Raw genomic sequence first — 17,533 nt, forward strand, 5'->3', positions numbered from 1 at the left:
CTTATGGCAAGGGGAGAACGATCCTGAAATCGGTGTATCCAGGCCGGCTTTCGCACTCGATCACGCCCAGGTGCTGTTGCACGAAGGTTTGCGCTAAGGTCAGTCCCAGCCCGCTGCCGCCCTCCCTGCCCGACACCAGCGGGTAGAAAATCCGGTCACGGATCTGGGGTGCGATGCCCGGTCCATTGTCAATGATATGCAAGTCTAATGCCAGGTTGTAGCGGACCTTGGCCAGGGTCACCTGGCGCGCCACGCGCGTCTTGAAAATGAGCTCCGCATCGCCCGCCTCGATGCGCTCAGCCAGCGCCTGCGCCGCGTTGTGCGCGATATTGAGCACGGTCTGTATCAATTGCTCCTTGTCGCCACGAAACTCGGGAATCGACGCATCGTAATCGCGCGAAATGGTCAGGCCGCTGGGAAACTCGGCCAGGATCAGGCTGCGCACGCGCTCGCACACTTCGTGGATATTCACGTCGCCCACGATGTGCGGGCGGCGGTGCGGCGCCAGCAGGCGGTCGACCAGCGTCTGCAGCCGGTCCGCTTCCTTGATGATGACTTGCGTGTATTCGCGCAGCTCGCTCAGATGCAGGGCCGGCAATTCCAGCTCCAGCAACTGGGCCGCGCCACGGATGCCGCCCAGCGGGTTCTTGATTTCATGCGCCAGGTTGCGGATCAGCTCCTTGTTGACCTGGCTCTGGTCGAGGATGCGCTCCTCGCGGTCGAGCTTTAATTGCTGCACGTTTTCGCGCAGCTCGATCAGCACGCCGTCGCGCGGCGCGTCGAGCGCGCTGACGATGCTGTGCACGCGCAGCGGCTCGCGCCCCAGGCGTTCCAGGCTCAGGTCCTGGCGCAAATCGGAAAACTTGTGTTCAAGCGCCTGCGCGCAGATGCCGGCCAGCTCCTCGGGATTGAGGAACAGCGCCGTCAGCTTTTGCCGCGACAAGGCCTTCAATGAGCTTTCCAGCAGGTTTTCCGCGGCCGCGTTGGCATAGCTGATGCGGCCGTCGCCATCGAGCAGGATCACAGCCGAAGCGAGCAAATCAAGGCCGGCCAGGTGGGCGGGACGGCTGGAATGGTTGTCTATTGTCATGTGCTTTACCGAATATTCGCAATCTCGCGTTTCAGGGCCTCGACGTTCTGCTGGGTCCGGTTGAGATTCTCTTTCAACTGCGCCGCTCTTTCCTGATACTTGGCATAGTTGCGTTCATTGCCCTGGCGTTCAGGCTGGCCCTCGTTGAATTCCAGGCGCTGGGCCGCCAGTTTCTGCTCTTCGCTGCGCAATTCGTCCTGCAGGATCTGGCGCCGGTCCAGGTCGCGCGCCCGTTGCTCGGCGCCATCGACCTTGGGAAACGCGCCGGCGGCAGGCGCCGCCGTGGCCACCGCCTGCGTGGCAGGCCGCGCAGGCGCACCGGCCAGCGGCGCCGTCTTGCGTGGCGGCTCCGTCATGGCGCCCGGTAAATCGAGCAGCTGGCAATGTGCGCCGGCCCGCTTGTCCGTGTACGTCTTGTGTCCTTGCGCATCGGCGCACACATACAACTGTCCGTGCGCCTGCGCCGCCGCGCCCAGCAATCCTGCCATCAGCGCCATTCTGTAATGCTTGGTCAATCTTCACTCCTGTCGGCTCGTGCCGCATCGTTCCTGGGCCGACTATACAACACCGCCCAGTGGCGCCATAACAAAAAACGCGGGCAAGACCATCGCCTCACCCGCGTTTTTTATTCACTACCGGCAAGTTGCCGGCATGGCGCCATTACAGCGAGTAGTACATGTCGAACTCGGCAGGATGCGTGGTCATGCGCATGCGCTGCACGTCCTGCATTTTCAGTTCCAGGTAAGCGTCGATCATGGAATCGCTGAACACGCCGCCACGGGTCAGGAACTCGCGGTCCTTGTCCAGGGCTTCCAGTGCTTCTTCCAGCGAAGCGCACACGGTAGGGATCAGTGCGTCTTCTTCTGGCGGCAGATGGTACAGATCTTTCGAGGCGGCTTCGCCCGGATGGATCTTGTTGGCAACGCCGTCCAGGCCGGCCATCAGCAGTGCGGCAAAGCACAGGTACGGGTTCGCCAGTGGATCCGGGAAGCGCGCTTCCACGCGGCGGCCTTTTGGATTGGCCACGTGCGGGATACGGATCGAGGCGGAACGGTTTTTCGCCGAGTACGCCAGTTTCACTGGAGCTTCGTAGCCTGGTACCAGACGCTTGTACGAATTGGTGCCCGGGTTGGTGATCGCGTTCAGTGCCTTGGCGTGCTTGATGATGCCGCCGATGTAGTACAGGGCGAAATCGGACAGGCCGGCATAGCCGTCGCCAGCGAACAGGTTTTTGCCATCTTTCCATACGGATTGATGCACGTGCATGCCCGAACCGTTGTCGCCAACGATAGGTTTCGGCATGAAGGTGGCGGTCTTGCCATAGCTGTGCGCCACGTTCCACACCACGTATTTCAGGTTTTGCGTCCAGTCGGCGCGCTCGACCAGGGTCGAGAAGCGGGTACCGATTTCATTCTGGCCGGCGCCGGCGACTTCGTGATGATGTACCTCAACCGGGATGCCCAAGGACTCCAGGATCAGGCACATTTCCGAACGCATGTCCTGGAAGCTGTCCACTGGTGGCACGGGGAAGTAGCCGCCCTTGACGGTAGGACGGTGGCCGCTGTTGCCGCCTTCGATGTCCTTGCCGGTCGACCACGAACCTTCGTCCGAACCGATCTTGACGAAGCAGCCCGACATGTCGATCTTCCAGCGCACGCTGTCGAAGATGAAGAATTCTGGCTCAGGGCCGAAGTAGGCGGTGTCTCCCATGCCCGACGATTTCAGGTAGGCTTCGGCGCGTTTCGCGATCGAGCGCGGGTCGCGGTCGTAGCCCTTGCCGTCCGACGGTTCGATCACGTCGCACTGCATGAACAAGGTCGTTTCTTCCATGAACGGGTCGATATTGGCCGTGTTTGGATCCGGCAGCAAGATCATGTCGGACGCTTCGATGCCTTTCCAGCCAGCGATCGAAGAACCGTCAAAGGCGTGGCCCGACTCGAATTTGTCCATGTCGAAGTGCGACACGGGAACCGTCACGTGCTGCTCTTTACCACGGGTATCAGCAAAGCGGAAATCAACGAATTTGACTTCGTTTTCTTCTACCATCTTCAAGACTTCTGCGGCTGTCATTGCCATGCGTATCTCCTAAATGAATGTGGGGTGAGCCGACCTTAATGCGTCTGGGCTGATGAAGCGAAGCAAACATTGCGTGCCACCAAAACTCATAAGGATCATAGCAGATTCCATGCCAGCTTCAGAAGCGCTCTGGCGCCGGCAACAAAATGACGGCCATCCCTGTGAAAGTTTTCCTGCCCGCGATTTTCCTGCTGAGTTTGAGTCATTCAATAATGCACTATGCAAGTGCAAAAAATGAATAACGCACCATTATCGTGCATTTTATGCGCATTTCCAAAAAATGCCTTCTTGTGGTGCATGCGTCGTGCAGCGTGACTTCCCGTTTGCGGGGCGCAGACGACGCACTATAATCGACCACACCACCCCACTTTCATCGAGGACGCCATGACTACCGCCGCCGACATCCTGACCACCGCCCGCAGCCGGGCCAATGAAGGTACGCCGTATGCCGGCGCCGTCACACCGCAGGAAGCCTATGCCTTGCTGCAAGGCGATGCCGCCGTCAAGCTCATCGATGTGCGCACGAATGCCGAGCGCGACTGGGTCGGCCGGGTCGACATCGCCGATACCCAGCATGGTGCGGTGCAATGGGCCACGTATCCGGGCGGCGTACCGAATCCCGACTTCCTCGCGCAACTGGCTGCCCAGGCCGGCAAAGACGAGGTGCTGCTGTTCCTGTGTCGCTCCGGCGTGCGGTCGCGCCATGCGGCCAAGCTGGCAACCGAGCACGGCTACGTGAACTGCTTCGACATCCTCGAAGGGTTTGAGGGCGACAAGGATGCCGACGGCCACCGCAAGCAGATCAGCGGCTGGTGCAAGGCGGGCCTGCCGTGGCTGGGCGCCTGACGCTGGCCGCTTGATTATCTGAACCGTGTTTGATCTGGCGGGCCACCCTGCGGCCCGCCATCGGCTACAACCATCCATGCGCGCCCGATTTTTTCAAGAGTGGCGCAGATTTACCTTGCGAACATGTACCTTATATAGTACAACGTAGAGGTGCGTCATGGATGCTTCCGGCTTGCGGCAGATTACCCTGCTGTTCTATGCGAACGGCAATGGCGGCGAACCCGTGCGCGACTGGCTCAAATCCTTGCCCATCGAAGAGCGTCATGTGATCGGGCAAGACTTGATGCACGCGCAATGGCGCTGGCCGGTCGGCATGCCCCTGTGCCGTCACTTGGGGCAGGGCTTGTCGGAGGTGCGCAGCAGCTTGCCCGGCAACCGCATCGCGCGCGTGCTGATCTGCCATCACGGCGATTGCCTGGTGGCGCTGCATGGCTTTATCAAGAAAACCCGGACGACGCCGGACGACGACCTGGCGCTGGCCCGCAAACGCCACAAGGAACTGACATGAACGCCACCGCTCCCCACCTCGGCAGCAGTCTCGACGACTTCCTCAAGGAAGAAGGCATCTTCGAGCACACGCAAACCCGCGCCATCAAGGAAGTGATCGCCTGGCAACTGACGCAGGCGATGCAGGAACAAGCGATGTCGAAGACGCGCATGGCGGCCCTGCTGCAGACCAGCCGCTCGCAGCTCGACCGCCTGCTCGACCCCAGCAGCGATGTGACCCTGTCCACCCTGGAGCGCGCCGCCGCACTGGTCGGGCGCAAGCTGTCGATCACCTTAGTTTGATTCCGCCGGCTGGTGCTCTCCCATCAAGGTCAAGATGCGCTTGCGCACGAAATTGATGTGGCTGCGCAAGCCGTACAGGCCGTCGGCAAATGACAGGGGAATCGAGATCTGGTTGACCATTTCCTCGATCTGGTCGAGCCGTATCAATTGCGCCGCATACACTTGCGCGCGCTGCTCTGGCGGCACATCTTCCAGCGCCTGCTCCACCGTGCGCAGCTGGCCATACCAGCGGTACACGCGCGAGCGGATGCGCCACACGTACAGTGGCGGCACCACGCGCGACAGCGGCAATATCAAGGCACCGAGCGCCACCACCAGCACCCACATGCGGTCGAAGAAATTGGCCAGCCAGAAACTCATATAGCGCTGCAGCACGGGCGCGCCATCCTTGTAGAACTTCAGCGCTTCGGGCGCGACGGGAATTTCCGTGTAGCGCGCGGACGGGAACTGTCCCTGTTGCTGGAACCAGCCCGTGCCGCCGTGAATACTGGCCGCCGCCTGCACGAACAGGTCGACCAGGGCCGGATGCAAGTCTTCGCGCGCGACCAGGGTGGCGGTCGGTGCGATCAGGTGGTAATCCTGCGCGGGGATGTTACGCCCCAGGTCGACGATACCGCGTGGCAAGACCACATGCGTGAGGAAAGGCAGGCGCCGCGTGTACGCTTCCGCTTGCGAAAAATCAAACAGCTTGATGCCCGGCGTTTGCAGCAGCATCTGGATCAGCGGCGCTTCCGGCGCCGAGCTGAACACGAGACCATCGATGCGCCCTTCCAGCAGCTCCACTGTGGCGGGCGTGTTCTGCAAGTCGCTGACGGTCAACTCGTTCGCTTCCACGCCATTCACGGACAGCAACTGCCGGAACAGGCTGGGCACGCCCGTGCCTTCCGGTCCCAGGTTGATCTTCATGCCCTTCAATTGCGTCAGTTCCGTCACCGCCTTGTCGTCGCGCAGGAACAGCCAGACGGGTTCCGTAAACAGGCTGCCCAGGGATATGAGGCCATGGCGCTCGGCATCGGCGTGCTCCGTCGAGCCGCTTTGCACGAAGGCGATATCCGTTTTGCCGCTATTGAGGCGCTGCAGGTTTTCCTGCGAGCCCAGCGACGGCTGCAAGGTCACCTTGATGCCGTGCCTGGCCAGGGTGGCCGCGTATTTCTTGCCGAATTCTTCATACGCGCTATTGTCCTGCCCCGTCGACAGGCTCACCTGGCGCGGCGGCGCCGGGTCGACCAGCCAGTAAGCGAGCGCGCAAAACGCGCCGACCAGCAGCAGGGTGGGACCGGCGGTGGCGAGGAAATCGCGCACGGAAAAGCGGCTGAACGCGAGGATTTTGGACATGTGGTGGCGCATAGGTTTCATGGGTGGCTACGATGCCAAGAAAACTGCAACTATGCAAGGCACTTTCACCGGCGCCGCGCGGCCAAATCCGCTACAGTGGCAGATCGATCACCTGCCCCATGGAGCCCCGCATGCTGAAAATTCTTGGAAAAGCCGCCTCGATCAATGTCCGCAAGGTCCTGTGGACGTGCGAGGAACTCGACCTGCCGTACGAACGCGAAGACTGGGGCAGCGGCTTTCGCAGTACCGATGACCCCGCCTTCCTGACCCTGAATCCGAACGCCATGGTGCCCGTGCTGATTGACGGCGACCTGGTGCTGTGGGAATCGAACACGATTTGCCGCTATCTGTGCGCCCAGGCGGGCCGCGACGACTTGCTGCCAAGCACACCCCGCGCCCGCGCGGAAGTGGAAAAATGGATGGACTGGCAAATGGGCGACCTCAACAACAGCTGGCGCTACGCCTTCCTGTCGCTGGTGCGCCACAGCCCCGCGCACCAGGATGCGGCGCAGCTGGCGGCCGGCATTGCCGGATGGAACAAGATGATGGGTATCCTTGAACAGCAGCTGCAGCGCACGGGCGCCTATGTGTGCGGCGAACAGTTCACCCTGGCCGATATCGTGCTGGGACTGTCCGTCAAGCGCTGGCTGATGGCGCCGATGCAACGCTCCGACTACCCTGCCATCGCCGCGTATCACGCGCGCCTGGCAGATAAAACCGCCGTGTTTGCCGGCTAATCGAGCTCGATTGCCTCGACCGTGCCGCCGATGACGTAGCAATCGCCATCGCGGCGCACCTCCTCCAAGGTCGCCGGGTCGTCACGCACATACGTGCCGTCGACGTCGACGCACCAGACGTCGCCGAAACGCAGCAACTTCACGCCGCAGCAGATGCGGTTGATGAAGTTGCCCGGCGTCTTGAGCAGCACTTCGCGCACCGCGCCCACCGTGATGGCGACCTGGCGCCAGACATTGCCATCCAGCGCGTGATTTCTTGCATACAAGACGATGCGCACGGCCTGCACGCCCCCGGGCTGATACTGCTGCTCGAAGGACACGAGCGCGCCATCGTCAAAGCGGTGATATTGCTGAAAAATCTGCTGCGTCTTGTCCAATTGCATTCCCTCAAAAAAAAACCGGCCCGTGAAGGCCGGCTTTCAGCTGCAACAATACCTTAATTCGTGCACTGCTTGGCCACGCCCTCGGCCGGCGCGGGTGGCTCGATCAGCGGCATCAGGCTCGGCGCCAGCGACACCAGCAGTTGCACGGGCAAGGCGCTGGTGAAATCGTAGTTTTTCGATTCCGGCCCGCGCACATACGCCGTCATGCTGCCGTAGAAGCGCTCGCCAATATTGAACACGAACGTGGCCGAACGGTTCACATAGCGCGACTCGATCAGGCGGCCACCGGCGCCATACACGTCGAAACGCTGGTCGCCCGTGCCGGTCTTGCCGCCCATCGGGATCGGCACGCCGTCGGCGCCGACAAACGCCGTCTTGGCTCGCTTGGCCGTGCCATCCGACACCACTTCGCGGATGGCCTTGGCCACGGCTTTCGCCACGTCCGGCGACAGCACTTGCTCCGCATCCACCTTCGTGCCCCGCTTGACCATGGTGTCATACGGCGTATTGGCGGCGAAATGCATGGAATCGATACGCACGCTCGGTTTGCGCACGCCATCGTTGATGATGATGCCCATCAACTCGGCCAGCGCGGCGGGACGGTCGGCCGACGCGCCCAGGGTCGTCGCATACGACGGCACCAGCGAATCGAACGGGTAGCCCATCTTCTTCCATTGGCGGTGAATTTCCAGGAATCCCTCCACTTCCAGCAAGTTGGCGATGCGGCGGTCCTGCGCATGCTTGCGGTGCGTATTGAACAGCCATTTGTAGACTTCCTGGCGTTCCTTCTCGCTGGCCGCCACCATCTGCGACAGGGTGGAGCCTTCATGCTGGCGCAGATACGCCACCATCCACAGTTCCAGCGGATGCACATTGGCCAGATAACCGCGGTCGGCCAAGGACCAGTTTTCCATCGCGTACTGCTGGTACAGCTTGGCGACGCGCTCGGGCGGCACTTCATTTTGCGATGGCAAGTTGGCGTTGAGGAAATCGCCGAATTCCGCCACCGTGCCCTTCGGATTGATGGTGCGGAAGATATTTGCCAGGCGCACGGGGGTCGGGCGGATGCTGGCCAACAAAATCTTTTCCTGCTCGTCGACGCTCTTGCCGCGGTACTTCTGATAGAAGCGCTGCAGGAATTCGCGCCCTTCCTTGTCGGCAAAACGGCTCAGGTACTGGGCGCGGCGCGGATCGTCCGCGTCCGCCAGCAGGGAGGCCGAGGAATCGGGACGCGAGAACATGTAGTAGCGGGCCACGTCGCGCATCAGCCGCACGAACACCAGGTTGGTCGACTGGCGCAGCGCCTGCTGCACCGTCATGATGCGGCTGTCGTCAAGCTTGGAGAAGTTGCCGAAATGGTGCAAGCCGCCGCCCGTGAAAAAGCCTTCACCCGGATTGCCCGAATACTGGCGTTGCATGGCGGCCGCCAGCATGGCGGGCAAGTTGCGCGCCTCGCCCAGCGGCAATGGTTTCAAGTAGGCAATTGCCCACTGCGACAGCATGTCCTTCGGATCGACGGCGATTTTACTCAGTTCGGCGGCGCCCATGCCGCTGTAGCGCTGATGCAGCTGGTCGATGATGTCCAGATACGTGACCAGGGTGCGCAGCTTGGCCGTGGAACCCAAGTCCAGCTTGGCGCCCTCGTTAATGTCGAGCGGCTGGTCAAAATTGTCCGTTTGCACGCGCAGCAAGTTGGCTTGATCGCCCTTTTGCAGCAGGGTAAAACTGTAGACCACGTTGGCCGGGTCGCCATTGCCCAGCATGCCCTTGCCCGTCAGCCCGGCCGCTTTCGCCACCTCCGGGTCGCGCAGCTCGCGCAAGACCTTGGTAACGGCGTTCTGCGCCTGCGCGTCGAGCGTGCTGACCACTTTCAGGTCCAGGCGGTCGAGGTTGTACAGGCGCGGGTCGCCGAGCATGCTGGCCAAATGGTTGCGCACGGCATTCGAGGCCTTGCGCGTGACGAACGAAGTCGATGCTTCCGATTGCACGCCCGAGGCCGACGACGGGCGCAGCTTCTCGGCGATGGCCGCATCGCGCAGTTGCGGCGAAATCACGCCCGCTTGCGCCAGCAGGCGCAGATGGCTGTTGGTCAATTCTTCCAGGTCGGCGCCGCCGGCCACCAGGTAATGCGAAGGACGGCGCTGCGCGATCAGCAAGCTCAGCGCCTGCTTGTAGGCCAGCGCACTGTCCGGCTGGTCCATATTACCCTTGAGCAAAGTTTTCACCTCGGCAAACGGCCGGCCATACCAGACCCACATGCCGTCGCCAATACCGTTGACTTCGCCAAAGCCGCTCTTGGCCGACAGCGGCACGGTATTGAGGTAATTGACGACGATCTTGCGCCGCGCTTCCATGGTGTTTTCGCCATCCTGGTACGAGCGCAGGCTGGCCGAAATCATCTGCAGCAATTTATCCTGCATGGAACTGGTGCGGCCGTCTTCCGAGTGGCGGTATTTTTCGATCTGCGTGGCCAGGGTGCTGCCGCCACCACCGCGGTGGCCGCCGAACAGGTTCAGCGCCTTGTCGAGGACGGCCTTGCTCAGGCGGTCCCATTCCACGGCCGGGTTACGCTCGGGCGTGCCCGGGTCGAGCAATTCGCGGTTTTCGATGAACAGCAGGCTTTGCACCAGCGCGGGTGGCGCGTCGGCAAAGCCGTCGAACATGCGCTCGGGATAGCTGGCCGCGAACAGGGGCGCGGCGCGGCAATCGAGGATGGTCAGTCCGGCGCGGTTTTTCTCGTGATACGTGGCAAAGATGCCCCGGTCGACCAGCTCCACCATCTTCGGCGACATGCGCGCCTGCGCCGTGACGGCATAGTCGCGCGCATTCAGCTTGCTAATAAAATCGGGCAGGCTCGCATAGCCGAGACGCTCGTCATACGGGCCGTGCTGCGGATAGCGGATGGCGCCCGCCGGCGCGGGGCCAGGCTCGACCTTGAACGTCAGCTGGCGGTCCAGGCGCGTGAAAAACTCGGCCTGCAGGGCTGAGGTGCGCACTTCGCGCATGACGAACCACGCCACGCCGGCGATCAGCGCCAGCACGATGATGGCAAAGATCGGCCAGATGCGCGAACGGCGCTTCTTCGGCGGGCTCGCCGGCGGCGGCGCCTCGGCAGCTGGATCAGAAGGAGGCCGCTCTTGCGCGGCCAGGTTGACGCCTGTGTCTGTCATGGGATGCTGGGGTAAGGTTGGGTTTGGACGGCGCGAAAAATACGGCAGCAATACCGCTCCGCGCAGGATAAGACGAGGGCCGGCCGGGGCCGGTCACTACAGAGCTTGCTTAACATGATGTCCATACCGGTGAATCAAAAAAACACGCTGCTGCACAGGCAGGCAACCCCGCGTTTGACACGCCAGGCTCCTGTTCACCATTCCACCACATCGGCATGAAAACGACTGGCGAGCGCACACAAAAATCTTGCTTCATCAAAGATTTTCGCAAAAAAACAACGTCCTGGAACGTACGCTTGCGCTTGCGTACATAAATGCAAGGCGGGCTGGACGCCAGCGAAAAAGCCGCCGGCGCCGGGCTGGCAGCCGCTCAGATGGCGGTGTATTCCGCCTGCAGGGCATCGAGCGCGGCGCGCATGTCCGCAAAGGCGGCCGCCGCCTGCGCGGGTTCGCCCTTCACGCCCAGTTCGATATGCCGGCGCGTCTGCGCATCGCCCACGCTGGGCAGGCTGAACACCTTAATTAGCGGAAACTCCGCTTCCAGACGCACCATCAGCGGCGTCAGCAGGGATTCGGCCGTTTCATACACGAGCAAGGCATGTTCAGCATGCGGCACCTGGTTGAACAAATGGGGGTAATGCGTGTCGAGCACCCATTCGATCATGGGCCAGGACATGACGGGAAAGCCCGGCACGAAATAATGTTCGCGCACGGCAAAGCCGGCAATCTTGTTGTACGGATTCGGAATCAGCTCGGCGCCTTCGACAAATTCCGCCATTTTCAGGCGGTGCAAGTTTTCCGGCGAGTTCAAGTCGGCCGGCACACCCGTTTCCACTCCCATTTCCGTGATGCGCTGCTCGATATTGAGCTTGCCTTGCGGATGCAGCACCAGCGGCAAGCCCAGCGCATCGGCAGCCGCCTGGCGCGTATGGTCGTCCGGCGTGGCGCCGATGCCGCCAAAGCTGAAAACGATGTCGCCGCTGGCAAAACTGCGCTTGAGCAAGGCGACCAGGCGGGCCGGTTCGTCGCCCACGTATTCCGCCCAGCTCAGCTGCAAGCCACGCTGCTTGAGCATGCTCACTACTTTCGGGAAATGCTGGTCAGTGCGCTTGCCTGACAGGATTTCGTCACCGATGATGATCAATCCGATAGCCATGGAACTTCCTCGTTCGATTCGATTAGTGAAGGTCAGGCGTCCGCCGGCGCCACGTCGGTCATGCCGCGTACGCCCCGCAAACGCGACAGTGCTTCCAGGCAGTAATACTGGAACCACAGACCCGTAAAGATAAAGATCAGCACATACAGCCAGATGGCGAACGCCGCCAGGAAGGGGAAAAATACCACCGCCATCACGCCGCCCATCCACAGCAGGCCCGGCACGGCGCCGGCCGCGCCGGACACCATGCCGATGGCCAGCAGCGGCCAGCGCTGCGTGCGCATGATGGCGTGGCGCTCTTCCACGCTGGCGTAGTCGGCCATGGCGTCATACGCCATCACGCGGTAGGTCAGCCAGCCCCACAGCACGGCCTGCCCCGCCAATGCGGCCGGCGGGAACGCGTACAAGGGCAGCATGAGCACCCAGACGACGATGAACAGCAGGAACGTGGCCAGGGAAGTGCCGACGCTGCCGAGCAGGCTGCCGCCGTGTTTCTTTTCCAGTTGCGGAAAGTGCCGCCCGCCCACATGGCGGCCGATGGCCGGCATGGCGAACAGGCCCATGAAAATGAGCGCCGTCAAGATCATCAGCGGCAGCAGCATGAACATGGCGATCAGCGGCACGATCACCGCCTTCAGCGTGCCCAGGCCGAAAGTGGCCAGCATCTGACCGCTGGTGCGGAAGAAATCGTACTGCGTAAACAGCGCATGCAGGCTGTCGATCAGCGGCTGCAAGCCCACATACAGCAGGGCGCCCCACAGGATCAGCGACAGAATGAATGGCGCCACGCTCAACAGCAGTATCTTGCCGTGCAATTGCGATAGCAAGGCGCGGCCATACGAATTCAACACATTACGCATCAACGGCGTCCTTTTCGTTTAACTCTTGCAAATTCCACCATCCGGCGCAGGCCCAGCCATTGCTGCTGCCAGAAGCCGCGGCCATACTCGCGTCCGGGGCGGCCCACGCCATCGCTATCGATGCGGGCCAGCTGGTCGCGCACGCCCGTGCGCGCATAGCCCGCCGAGAAATTCGCGGTGCCCAGCAGCATATCCCAAATCGGCAAGACCACGCCGAAGTTGCAACCGCCCATGCTGCCCTTGCCTTTCGACTCGTGCCCCACGCCGATCGCGTGGTGCGTGCGGTGGAAACGGGGCGAGATCAACAGCCGCTCGCCGATGCGGCCGAAGTGTATCCTCACATTCGCATGCTGCAAGCTTTGCAGAATGCGCGAAATCGACACCAGCAGCACATATTGCCCAGGCGGCACGCCGATACCGAGCGCCACCAGCGCCATCACCACGTCGCGCAGGAAATCATCGAGCAGGTGGTTGCGGTCATCGCTCCACAAGTTCATGTTTTGCTGGCTGTGATGCAGGCTGTGCAAGCCCCACCACCAGCCGAAATGGTGCGAAGCACGATGGTAGCAATAGTCGACGAAGTCCAGTATCACAAAATAGATGATAAAACTGAGCAAGGGACTGATGCCGGGCAACAGCGACTCCAGGTTCAGGGGATGGATATTGTCGAAACGCAAAGCGCCGGCCAATGCATCCATCAGCGGATCGAGCGTGAAGAAAACCAGCACGGAAAACAGGCCGATGCGGTGCAGCACGGTGTAGATAAAATCGTTCCAGCGGGCGCGCGGGTCGCTGATCTTTTGCGCGGGAATCAAGGCTTCGAGCGGACGCAGCACGAGAAACAGCAGCACCAGTTCGCACAGGCCGATCAGCAGCCATTCCGTGCCCTCGAACGCTTCTTCCGTGAATTCGCCAAAACCCAGGTGATACACGAGGGGATTCACCACAGTCTGGAACAGCCAGCCTTGCGCCACGCCAAAGGCGTCGACCACGGCGTCGATGGCGGGCGTGACGAGGCTGACGATGTCGGCGACGGTCATGGCTGGCCCTTCTTCTGCGCGTAGGCAGGATGCGCGCGCAAGGTGGCAAAGCAGAAGCCCTTGTTTTGCAAACCGGAAATCAAGGCATCCAGGTTGGCCGGTGCCCACGCATCCTTGCGCGACCAGATGCCCATGTGCGCAATGAAAATGTCACCGCTGCGCAGGTTCGCCAGCGCTTTTTTCAACAGCATGGCGTTCGGATACTTGTCGCTGGGCAGCTCATCGCCGGAATACCCCGCAGGCGCCCAACCCGCATGCTGGTAGCCGCAGGCGCTGCCGGCGGCCAGGGTGCGCGGCGAGGTGTAGCCGCCCGGCGCGCGCCAGAACGGATCGAGCTTGTGCCCGGTCAGCTCCTGGAAGCGCGTATCGACGCGGCGCAACTCCTCGCAGAACTGTTGATCAGTGAAGGAGGCCAGCTTGCCGCCGTCCTTGCCGAACTGAGGTTTGACCTGGATCAAGCCATTGGCCAGATCCCTCTTCCAGTACACGTGGTCAAACGTATGCGTGCCGAACGCATGGCCTTCGGCGACCCTGGCTTTCCAGTACGGCGCCCAGGATGGATCGAGCGAATAGTCGCCGCGCGTGGTTTTTTCATTGGCCAGGAAGAACGTCGCCTTCACATGGCGCTTGTTCAGCACGTCGGCAATAAGCTGCGCCTGCGACTGGCTGCCCGTGTCGAACGTCATGTAGAGAGTGCCCTTGCAGGCGGCCGGGGCGGCGGCAGTAGGGGTAGCAAAGGCGGTGGCAGATGCGGCCGGTACAGCTGCGGCAGGTGCGGCAGGTGCGGCAGGTGCGGCGGCATGCGCGGGCGACAGCATGGTGCTGGCGCACAGCAGCATGGCGGGCAAGCCGCCAGTCAGAATAAGACGCTGCATCATCACATGCGCGGCGAGTGGGTGGCGAAATACACGCCGTGGGGCGAGCGGCCCACCGGTATCATCTTGATCACCTTGCGCGTGGTCAGATCGATCACGGCCACTTTCTTGATCCAGCGCAAAGTCACCCACATGGTCTTGCCATCGGGCGTGATTTCCATGCAGTCCGGGCCACCGGGCACATTGATGGTGCCCACGTTTTCCAGCGTTTTCTGGTCGATGATGTTGATCGTGTTCGACACGCGGTTCGACACAAACGTCATGCGATTGTCACCGAGCGCGCGGAAATTATGCGTGCCGGCGCCCGCCTTGATGCGCTTGACGGTCTTTTGCGTGCGCCAGTCGATCACTTCCACGTAATCGCTGCCCATGATGCCCACCAGCAAATGCTTGCCGTCGGGCGTCATCGTGATGCCGGCCGGCGCCGGGCCGACGGGCATGGTCCATTTCACCGTCTGCGTGGCCAGGTCGATGGCGCTGACCTGGTTGCTGCCCTGCTGCGTAATGAAAGCCATGGTGCTGTCGGCCGTGAAAGCCATATGGCTGGGCAATTTTGGCAATGGGATGCGCTTGGCCAGGGTCAGGTTCTTGCCGTCGTAGCGGTACAGGTCGATGCGGTCCAGGCGCAGCGAATTCGAGATGAACCATTTCTGGTCCGGCGAAAAGCCGATCTGGTACGGGTCGAGGATATTGCTGATGCGGCGCTGGATCTGGCCCGACACGGGGTCGAGGAAAATCAGCTCATTGCCGACGGAACTGGCGACGATCAGCGACTTGCCGTCCGGCGTTTCCATCAGGTGATGCGGTTCCTTGCCGACGGCAAAGGTGGACAGGGGAGCATAGGTTTTCTGGTCCAGCAGTTGCACCGTAGCATCACGGGAATTGAGCACCACCACCACTTCGGCTTGCGCCGTCGATATTGCGGAAACCAGGCACAGCGAGGAAAAAACAAGGCGGCGTAGACTGCGGAACATGGAAGAAATCACTGTTAAATACAAAACAGGCATTTTACGTGGAACACTGTATTTATTGTGTGAAATCCCCCCTTAAATGCAAGCGGCAGCCACACATCGCCGTCATTTCCCCTTTTTCCCTGTCCTGCGCCTGGAATGGCGCTTTGCAACTCATTGCTCTACAATCTGTAGCTTTCATCGCCTACACAAGGATTATCATGACCACCACCACTACCGCTTCCGGCCTGCAATACATCGATACCGTCGTCGGCGAAGGCGCTGAAGCGCAAGCCGGCAACAATGTTGTCGTGCATTACACGGGCTGGCTGCAAAACGACGACGGCAGCGCCGGTTCGAAATTTGATTCGAGCAAGGACCGCAACGACCCATTCGAATTCCCGCTGGGCGCAGGCCGCGTCATTCAAGGCTGGGACGAAGGCGTGCAAGGCATGAAAGTGGGCGGCAAGCGCCAGCTGATCATCCCGGCAGCACTGGGCTATGGCGCACGCGGCGCCGGCGGCGCGATTCCCCCGAACGCCACCCTGATTTTCGACGTCGAACTGCTGGGCGTATAAAACTGCCAGGCAGTCCAGACACTGCCTGCCGCCAGACGCCGTCCTTGAGACGGCGTTTTTTTTGAGTATCCCCTCTAATGCACGGCGCGCTTTTTTCACTATGATGTCAGGCACTGCAGCACGCACGGTGGCCACTCCGCCGGGCCTGCCGCAATTTTCCAGCGATTCCATCAGCACACAGGAGCCATCATGAGTTTACAAGAGCAATTCGAACAAGCACAGCTCGATTCCAAGACCCTGTCCGAGCGTCCGGACAATATGACCTTGTTGAAAATCTACGCCTTGTTCAAGCAAGCCTCGAGCGGCGACGCCACGGGCGAGCGTCCTGGCATGACCGACTTCGTCAACCGCGCCAAGTTCGACGCCTGGGCGGCCCTGGCCGGCACCTCGAAGGAAGAGGCGCAACAGCAGTACATCGACTTGATCGAAGACTTGAAGGATTAAACGCAACGGACGCCTGTTTTTCAGAGAAATCAGCCAAAAACGGCTGAAAACTCACGAAACATCACCAGGCGAAAGCGGGGCGAAAACGCAAAAATGGCTACCAATACGGTAGCCATTTTTTTGCTGCTGAAACAGCTGGGGATTTACTTCTTGGCCGCCGCCAGCGCTTGCGCGATCCAGCCGTCAAACGTCTGCTGGTGGTACTTGATCCAGCCGGCCGTATGGCGCGCGATATCGGCTTGCGTGCTTTCGCCGCGGCGCATGCGCTCGTTCTGCGCATTGATATCGGCCACGGGCAGTTGCATCACCTCGAACAGCTTGGCCGCGGCCGGGTTCTTCTCCGCCCAGGCCTTGTTGGACACGATGCGCGCCGTGTTGACGGCAAAGCCGTAATCGCTGCCCTCGTCGAGGCGGGTATTTACCTTGTCCGGATTGGCCGAGAATGGCACTTTCAGCCAGACCACATCCTTGCCCGGCACCAGCACGCCACTGACCCAGTACGGCGTCCACGTGTAGTACAGGATCGGTTCGCCACGCTTGTAGCGGCCCAGGGTATCGGCGATCAGGGCCGCATAGCTGCCCTGCACGTGCGTCACCGTCTTGCGCAATTTGTACGCATCCATGTGCTTCTCGATCAGCGCTTCGCAGCCCCAGCCGGGGTTGCAGCCCGTCAAGTCGGCCTTGCCGTCGCCATCATGGTCGAACAGCTTGGCCAGGGTGGGATCGCGCAACTGGTCGATATTCGTGATGTTGTACTTTTCCGCAGTCGCCTTATCGATCAGATAACCTTGCGCGGCAGGCCCCGCATACTGGCCGGTGCGCAACAACTTGGCGTCGCCGCCCGCATTGTTATAGAAATCCTTGTGCATCGGGTCCCAGTGCACGGCCATGAAGGTGGCGTCGCCGTTGGCGATGGCGATATGCGCGGTCGGGTACTCCACTTCCTTGATCGGCTGCACTTCGTAGCCGAGCTTTTCCAGGGCCTTGTCGACCAGCATGGTCTGGAAGGTTTCTTCCGCGATCGAGCTTTGCAGCGGCTGCACCTTGACGCCCTTGCCGGGCAGCGCGTCGGCGGCGGCCGGCGTTTGCGCCATGGCCAGGCCGGTGGTCAGGGCCAGGGCGGCGATCGCCAGGGCCGAAAACAGCTGGAACTTGCGTTGCGATTTTTGCGTCACTTTAAAATTGTCAATTTGATGCATGTGGT

At 61.3% G+C, this 17,533-nt stretch carries 18 protein-coding genes; 6 read left to right on the forward strand and 12 right to left on the reverse strand.

The window, feature by feature from the left end; genetic code table 11:
- Nucleotide 1: 1 nt before the first annotated feature.
- The 3 genes from glnL to glnA form a co-directional block, all read right to left on the reverse strand.
- Nucleotides 2–1,090, reverse strand: coding sequence for a nitrogen regulation protein NR(II) (glnL, locus tag ACP7DW_RS08735; protein ID WP_426054515.1), 1,089 nt, complete (start codon nt 1,088–1,090; stop codon nt 2–4).
- 5 nt (nt 1,091–1,095) lie between these two features.
- On the reverse strand, nt 1,096–1,605 hold the full coding sequence (locus tag ACP7DW_RS08740; protein WP_366523173.1) for a DUF4124 domain-containing protein: 510 nt from the start codon (nt 1,603–1,605) through the stop codon (nt 1,096–1,098).
- A gap of 145 nt (nt 1,606–1,750) precedes the next feature.
- Nucleotides 1,751–3,166 carry a type I glutamate--ammonia ligase gene (gene glnA / locus ACP7DW_RS08745; protein WP_071079202.1) on the reverse strand — a complete coding sequence of 472 codons (1,416 nt, stop codon included), beginning with the start codon at nt 3,164–3,166 and terminating at the stop codon, nt 1,751–1,753.
- A 384-nt stretch (nt 3,167–3,550) separates the two neighbouring features.
- Between glnA and ACP7DW_RS08750 the strand changes: the two genes are divergently transcribed.
- The 3 genes from ACP7DW_RS08750 to ACP7DW_RS08760 all read left to right on the forward strand — a co-directional run bounded on the left by ACP7DW_RS08750 (nt 3,551) and on the right by ACP7DW_RS08760 (nt 4,801).
- Nucleotides 3,551–4,012 carry a rhodanese-like domain-containing protein gene (locus ACP7DW_RS08750; protein WP_426054514.1) on the forward strand — a complete coding sequence of 154 codons (462 nt, stop codon included), beginning with the start codon at nt 3,551–3,553 and terminating at the stop codon, nt 4,010–4,012.
- A gap of 157 nt (nt 4,013–4,169) precedes the next feature.
- On the forward strand, nt 4,170–4,520 hold the full coding sequence (locus tag ACP7DW_RS08755) for a type II toxin-antitoxin system RelE/ParE family toxin (protein ID WP_426054513.1): 351 nt from the start codon (nt 4,170–4,172) through the stop codon (nt 4,518–4,520).
- Nucleotides 4,517–4,801, forward strand: coding sequence for a Fis family transcriptional regulator (locus ACP7DW_RS08760; RefSeq protein ID WP_298401489.1), 285 nt, complete (start codon nt 4,517–4,519; stop codon nt 4,799–4,801). The genes ACP7DW_RS08755 and ACP7DW_RS08760 overlap by 4 nt, the downstream gene beginning before the upstream one ends.
- Here ACP7DW_RS08760 and ACP7DW_RS08765 read toward each other — a convergent pair.
- Nucleotides 4,793–6,136 carry a TAXI family TRAP transporter solute-binding subunit gene (locus tag ACP7DW_RS08765; protein WP_426054512.1) on the reverse strand — a complete coding sequence of 448 codons (1,344 nt, stop codon included), beginning with the start codon at nt 6,134–6,136 and terminating at the stop codon, nt 4,793–4,795. The genes ACP7DW_RS08760 and ACP7DW_RS08765 overlap by 9 nt on opposite strands.
- Nucleotides 6,137–6,267: 131 nt before the next feature.
- Between ACP7DW_RS08765 and ACP7DW_RS08770 the strand changes: the two genes are divergently transcribed.
- Nucleotides 6,268–6,873, forward strand: a complete 606-nt coding sequence (locus ACP7DW_RS08770) for a glutathione S-transferase family protein (RefSeq protein WP_426054511.1) — start codon at nt 6,268–6,270, stop codon at nt 6,871–6,873.
- Here the strand turns inward: ACP7DW_RS08770 and ACP7DW_RS08775 are convergent.
- The 7 genes from ACP7DW_RS08775 to ACP7DW_RS08805 form a co-directional block, all read right to left on the reverse strand.
- Nucleotides 6,870–7,250 (reverse strand): hypothetical protein, encoded by a 381-nt coding sequence (locus tag ACP7DW_RS08775; protein WP_426054510.1) that lies wholly within the window; start codon nt 7,248–7,250, stop codon nt 6,870–6,872. The two genes, ACP7DW_RS08770 and ACP7DW_RS08775, sit on opposite strands and share 4 nt — an antisense overlap.
- 59 nt (nt 7,251–7,309) lie before the next feature.
- Nucleotides 7,310–10,426: a transglycosylase domain-containing protein gene (locus tag ACP7DW_RS08780; protein WP_426054509.1), complete on the reverse strand. Its 3,117-nt coding sequence runs from the start codon at nt 10,424–10,426 to the stop codon at nt 7,310–7,312.
- Between the two features lie 370 nt (nt 10,427–10,796).
- A complete protein-coding gene (locus ACP7DW_RS08785) occupies nt 10,797–11,582 on the reverse strand; it encodes a competence/damage-inducible protein A (protein WP_426054508.1) in 786 nt (261 codons plus the stop codon).
- 32 nt (nt 11,583–11,614) lie between these two features.
- On the reverse strand, nt 11,615–12,442 hold the full coding sequence (locus tag ACP7DW_RS08790) for an EI24 domain-containing protein (RefSeq protein WP_426054507.1): 828 nt from the start codon (nt 12,440–12,442) through the stop codon (nt 11,615–11,617).
- A complete protein-coding gene (locus ACP7DW_RS08795; RefSeq protein ID WP_426054506.1) occupies nt 12,442–13,482 on the reverse strand; it encodes a sterol desaturase family protein in 1,041 nt (346 codons plus the stop codon). The genes ACP7DW_RS08790 and ACP7DW_RS08795 overlap by 1 nt, the downstream gene beginning before the upstream one ends.
- Nucleotides 13,479–14,363: a polysaccharide deacetylase family protein gene (locus tag ACP7DW_RS08800; RefSeq protein ID WP_426054505.1), complete on the reverse strand. Its 885-nt coding sequence runs from the start codon at nt 14,361–14,363 to the stop codon at nt 13,479–13,481. Before ACP7DW_RS08800 ends, ACP7DW_RS08795 begins: the two co-directional genes overlap by 4 nt.
- A complete protein-coding gene (locus tag ACP7DW_RS08805) occupies nt 14,360–15,331 on the reverse strand; it encodes a cytochrome D1 domain-containing protein (RefSeq protein ID WP_099760477.1) in 972 nt (323 codons plus the stop codon). Before ACP7DW_RS08805 ends, ACP7DW_RS08800 begins: the two co-directional genes overlap by 4 nt.
- Before the next feature lie 197 nt (nt 15,332–15,528).
- Between ACP7DW_RS08805 and ACP7DW_RS08810 the strand changes: the two genes are divergently transcribed.
- Nucleotides 15,529–15,885, forward strand: a complete 357-nt coding sequence (locus ACP7DW_RS08810) for an FKBP-type peptidyl-prolyl cis-trans isomerase (RefSeq protein WP_010395194.1) — start codon at nt 15,529–15,531, stop codon at nt 15,883–15,885.
- 189 nt (nt 15,886–16,074) lie between these two features.
- Nucleotides 16,075–16,329 (forward strand): acyl-CoA-binding protein, encoded by a 255-nt coding sequence (locus ACP7DW_RS08815; RefSeq protein ID WP_034782468.1) that lies wholly within the window; start codon nt 16,075–16,077, stop codon nt 16,327–16,329.
- Nucleotides 16,330–16,472: 143 nt separating this feature from the next.
- Here ACP7DW_RS08815 and proX read toward each other — a convergent pair whose 3' ends face one another.
- Nucleotides 16,473–17,528: a glycine betaine/L-proline ABC transporter substrate-binding protein ProX gene (gene proX / locus ACP7DW_RS08820; RefSeq protein WP_426054504.1), complete on the reverse strand. Its 1,056-nt coding sequence runs from the start codon at nt 17,526–17,528 to the stop codon at nt 16,473–16,475.
- Nucleotides 17,529–17,533: the final 5 nt, after the last annotated feature.

The sequence above is a fragment of the Janthinobacterium sp. PSRC1-1 genome (assembly GCF_049897525.1).
In the GTDB taxonomy this organism is placed as follows: Bacteria; Pseudomonadota; Gammaproteobacteria; order Burkholderiales; family Burkholderiaceae_D; genus Janthinobacterium; species Janthinobacterium tructae.

What these genes read in the sequence shown, in the direction of transcription:
- glnL (WP_426054515.1), bottom strand. Translation starts at nt 1,090, where the DNA reads ATGACAATAGACAACCATTCCAGCCGTCCCGCCCACCTGGCCGGCCTT.
- glnA (WP_071079202.1), bottom strand. Translation starts at nt 3,166, where the DNA reads ATGGCAATGACAGCCGCAGAAGTCTTGAAGATGGTAGAAGAAAACGAA.
- ACP7DW_RS08750 (WP_426054514.1), top strand. Translation starts at nt 3,551, where the DNA reads ATGACTACCGCCGCCGACATCCTGACCACCGCCCGCAGCCGGGCCAAT.
- ACP7DW_RS08755 (WP_426054513.1), top strand. Translation starts at nt 4,170, where the DNA reads ATGGATGCTTCCGGCTTGCGGCAGATTACCCTGCTGTTCTATGCGAAC.
- ACP7DW_RS08760 (WP_298401489.1), top strand. Translation starts at nt 4,517, where the DNA reads ATGAACGCCACCGCTCCCCACCTCGGCAGCAGTCTCGACGACTTCCTC.
- ACP7DW_RS08765 (WP_426054512.1), bottom strand. Translation starts at nt 6,136, where the DNA reads ATGTCCAAAATCCTCGCGTTCAGCCGCTTTTCCGTGCGCGATTTCCTC.
- ACP7DW_RS08770 (WP_426054511.1), top strand. Translation starts at nt 6,268, where the DNA reads ATGCTGAAAATTCTTGGAAAAGCCGCCTCGATCAATGTCCGCAAGGTC.
- ACP7DW_RS08780 (WP_426054509.1), bottom strand. Translation starts at nt 10,426, where the DNA reads ATGACAGACACAGGCGTCAACCTGGCCGCGCAAGAGCGGCCTCCTTCT.
- ACP7DW_RS08785 (WP_426054508.1), bottom strand. Translation starts at nt 11,582, where the DNA reads ATGGCTATCGGATTGATCATCATCGGTGACGAAATCCTGTCAGGCAAG.
- ACP7DW_RS08790 (WP_426054507.1), bottom strand. Translation starts at nt 12,442, where the DNA reads ATGCGTAATGTGTTGAATTCGTATGGCCGCGCCTTGCTATCGCAATTG.
- ACP7DW_RS08795 (WP_426054506.1), bottom strand. Translation starts at nt 13,482, where the DNA reads ATGACCGTCGCCGACATCGTCAGCCTCGTCACGCCCGCCATCGACGCC.
- ACP7DW_RS08805 (WP_099760477.1), bottom strand. Translation starts at nt 15,331, where the DNA reads ATGTTCCGCAGTCTACGCCGCCTTGTTTTTTCCTCGCTGTGCCTGGTT.
- ACP7DW_RS08810 (WP_010395194.1), top strand. Translation starts at nt 15,529, where the DNA reads ATGACCACCACCACTACCGCTTCCGGCCTGCAATACATCGATACCGTC.
- ACP7DW_RS08815 (WP_034782468.1), top strand. Translation starts at nt 16,075, where the DNA reads ATGAGTTTACAAGAGCAATTCGAACAAGCACAGCTCGATTCCAAGACC.
- proX (WP_426054504.1), bottom strand. Translation starts at nt 17,528, where the DNA reads ATGCATCAAATTGACAATTTTAAAGTGACGCAAAAATCGCAACGCAAG.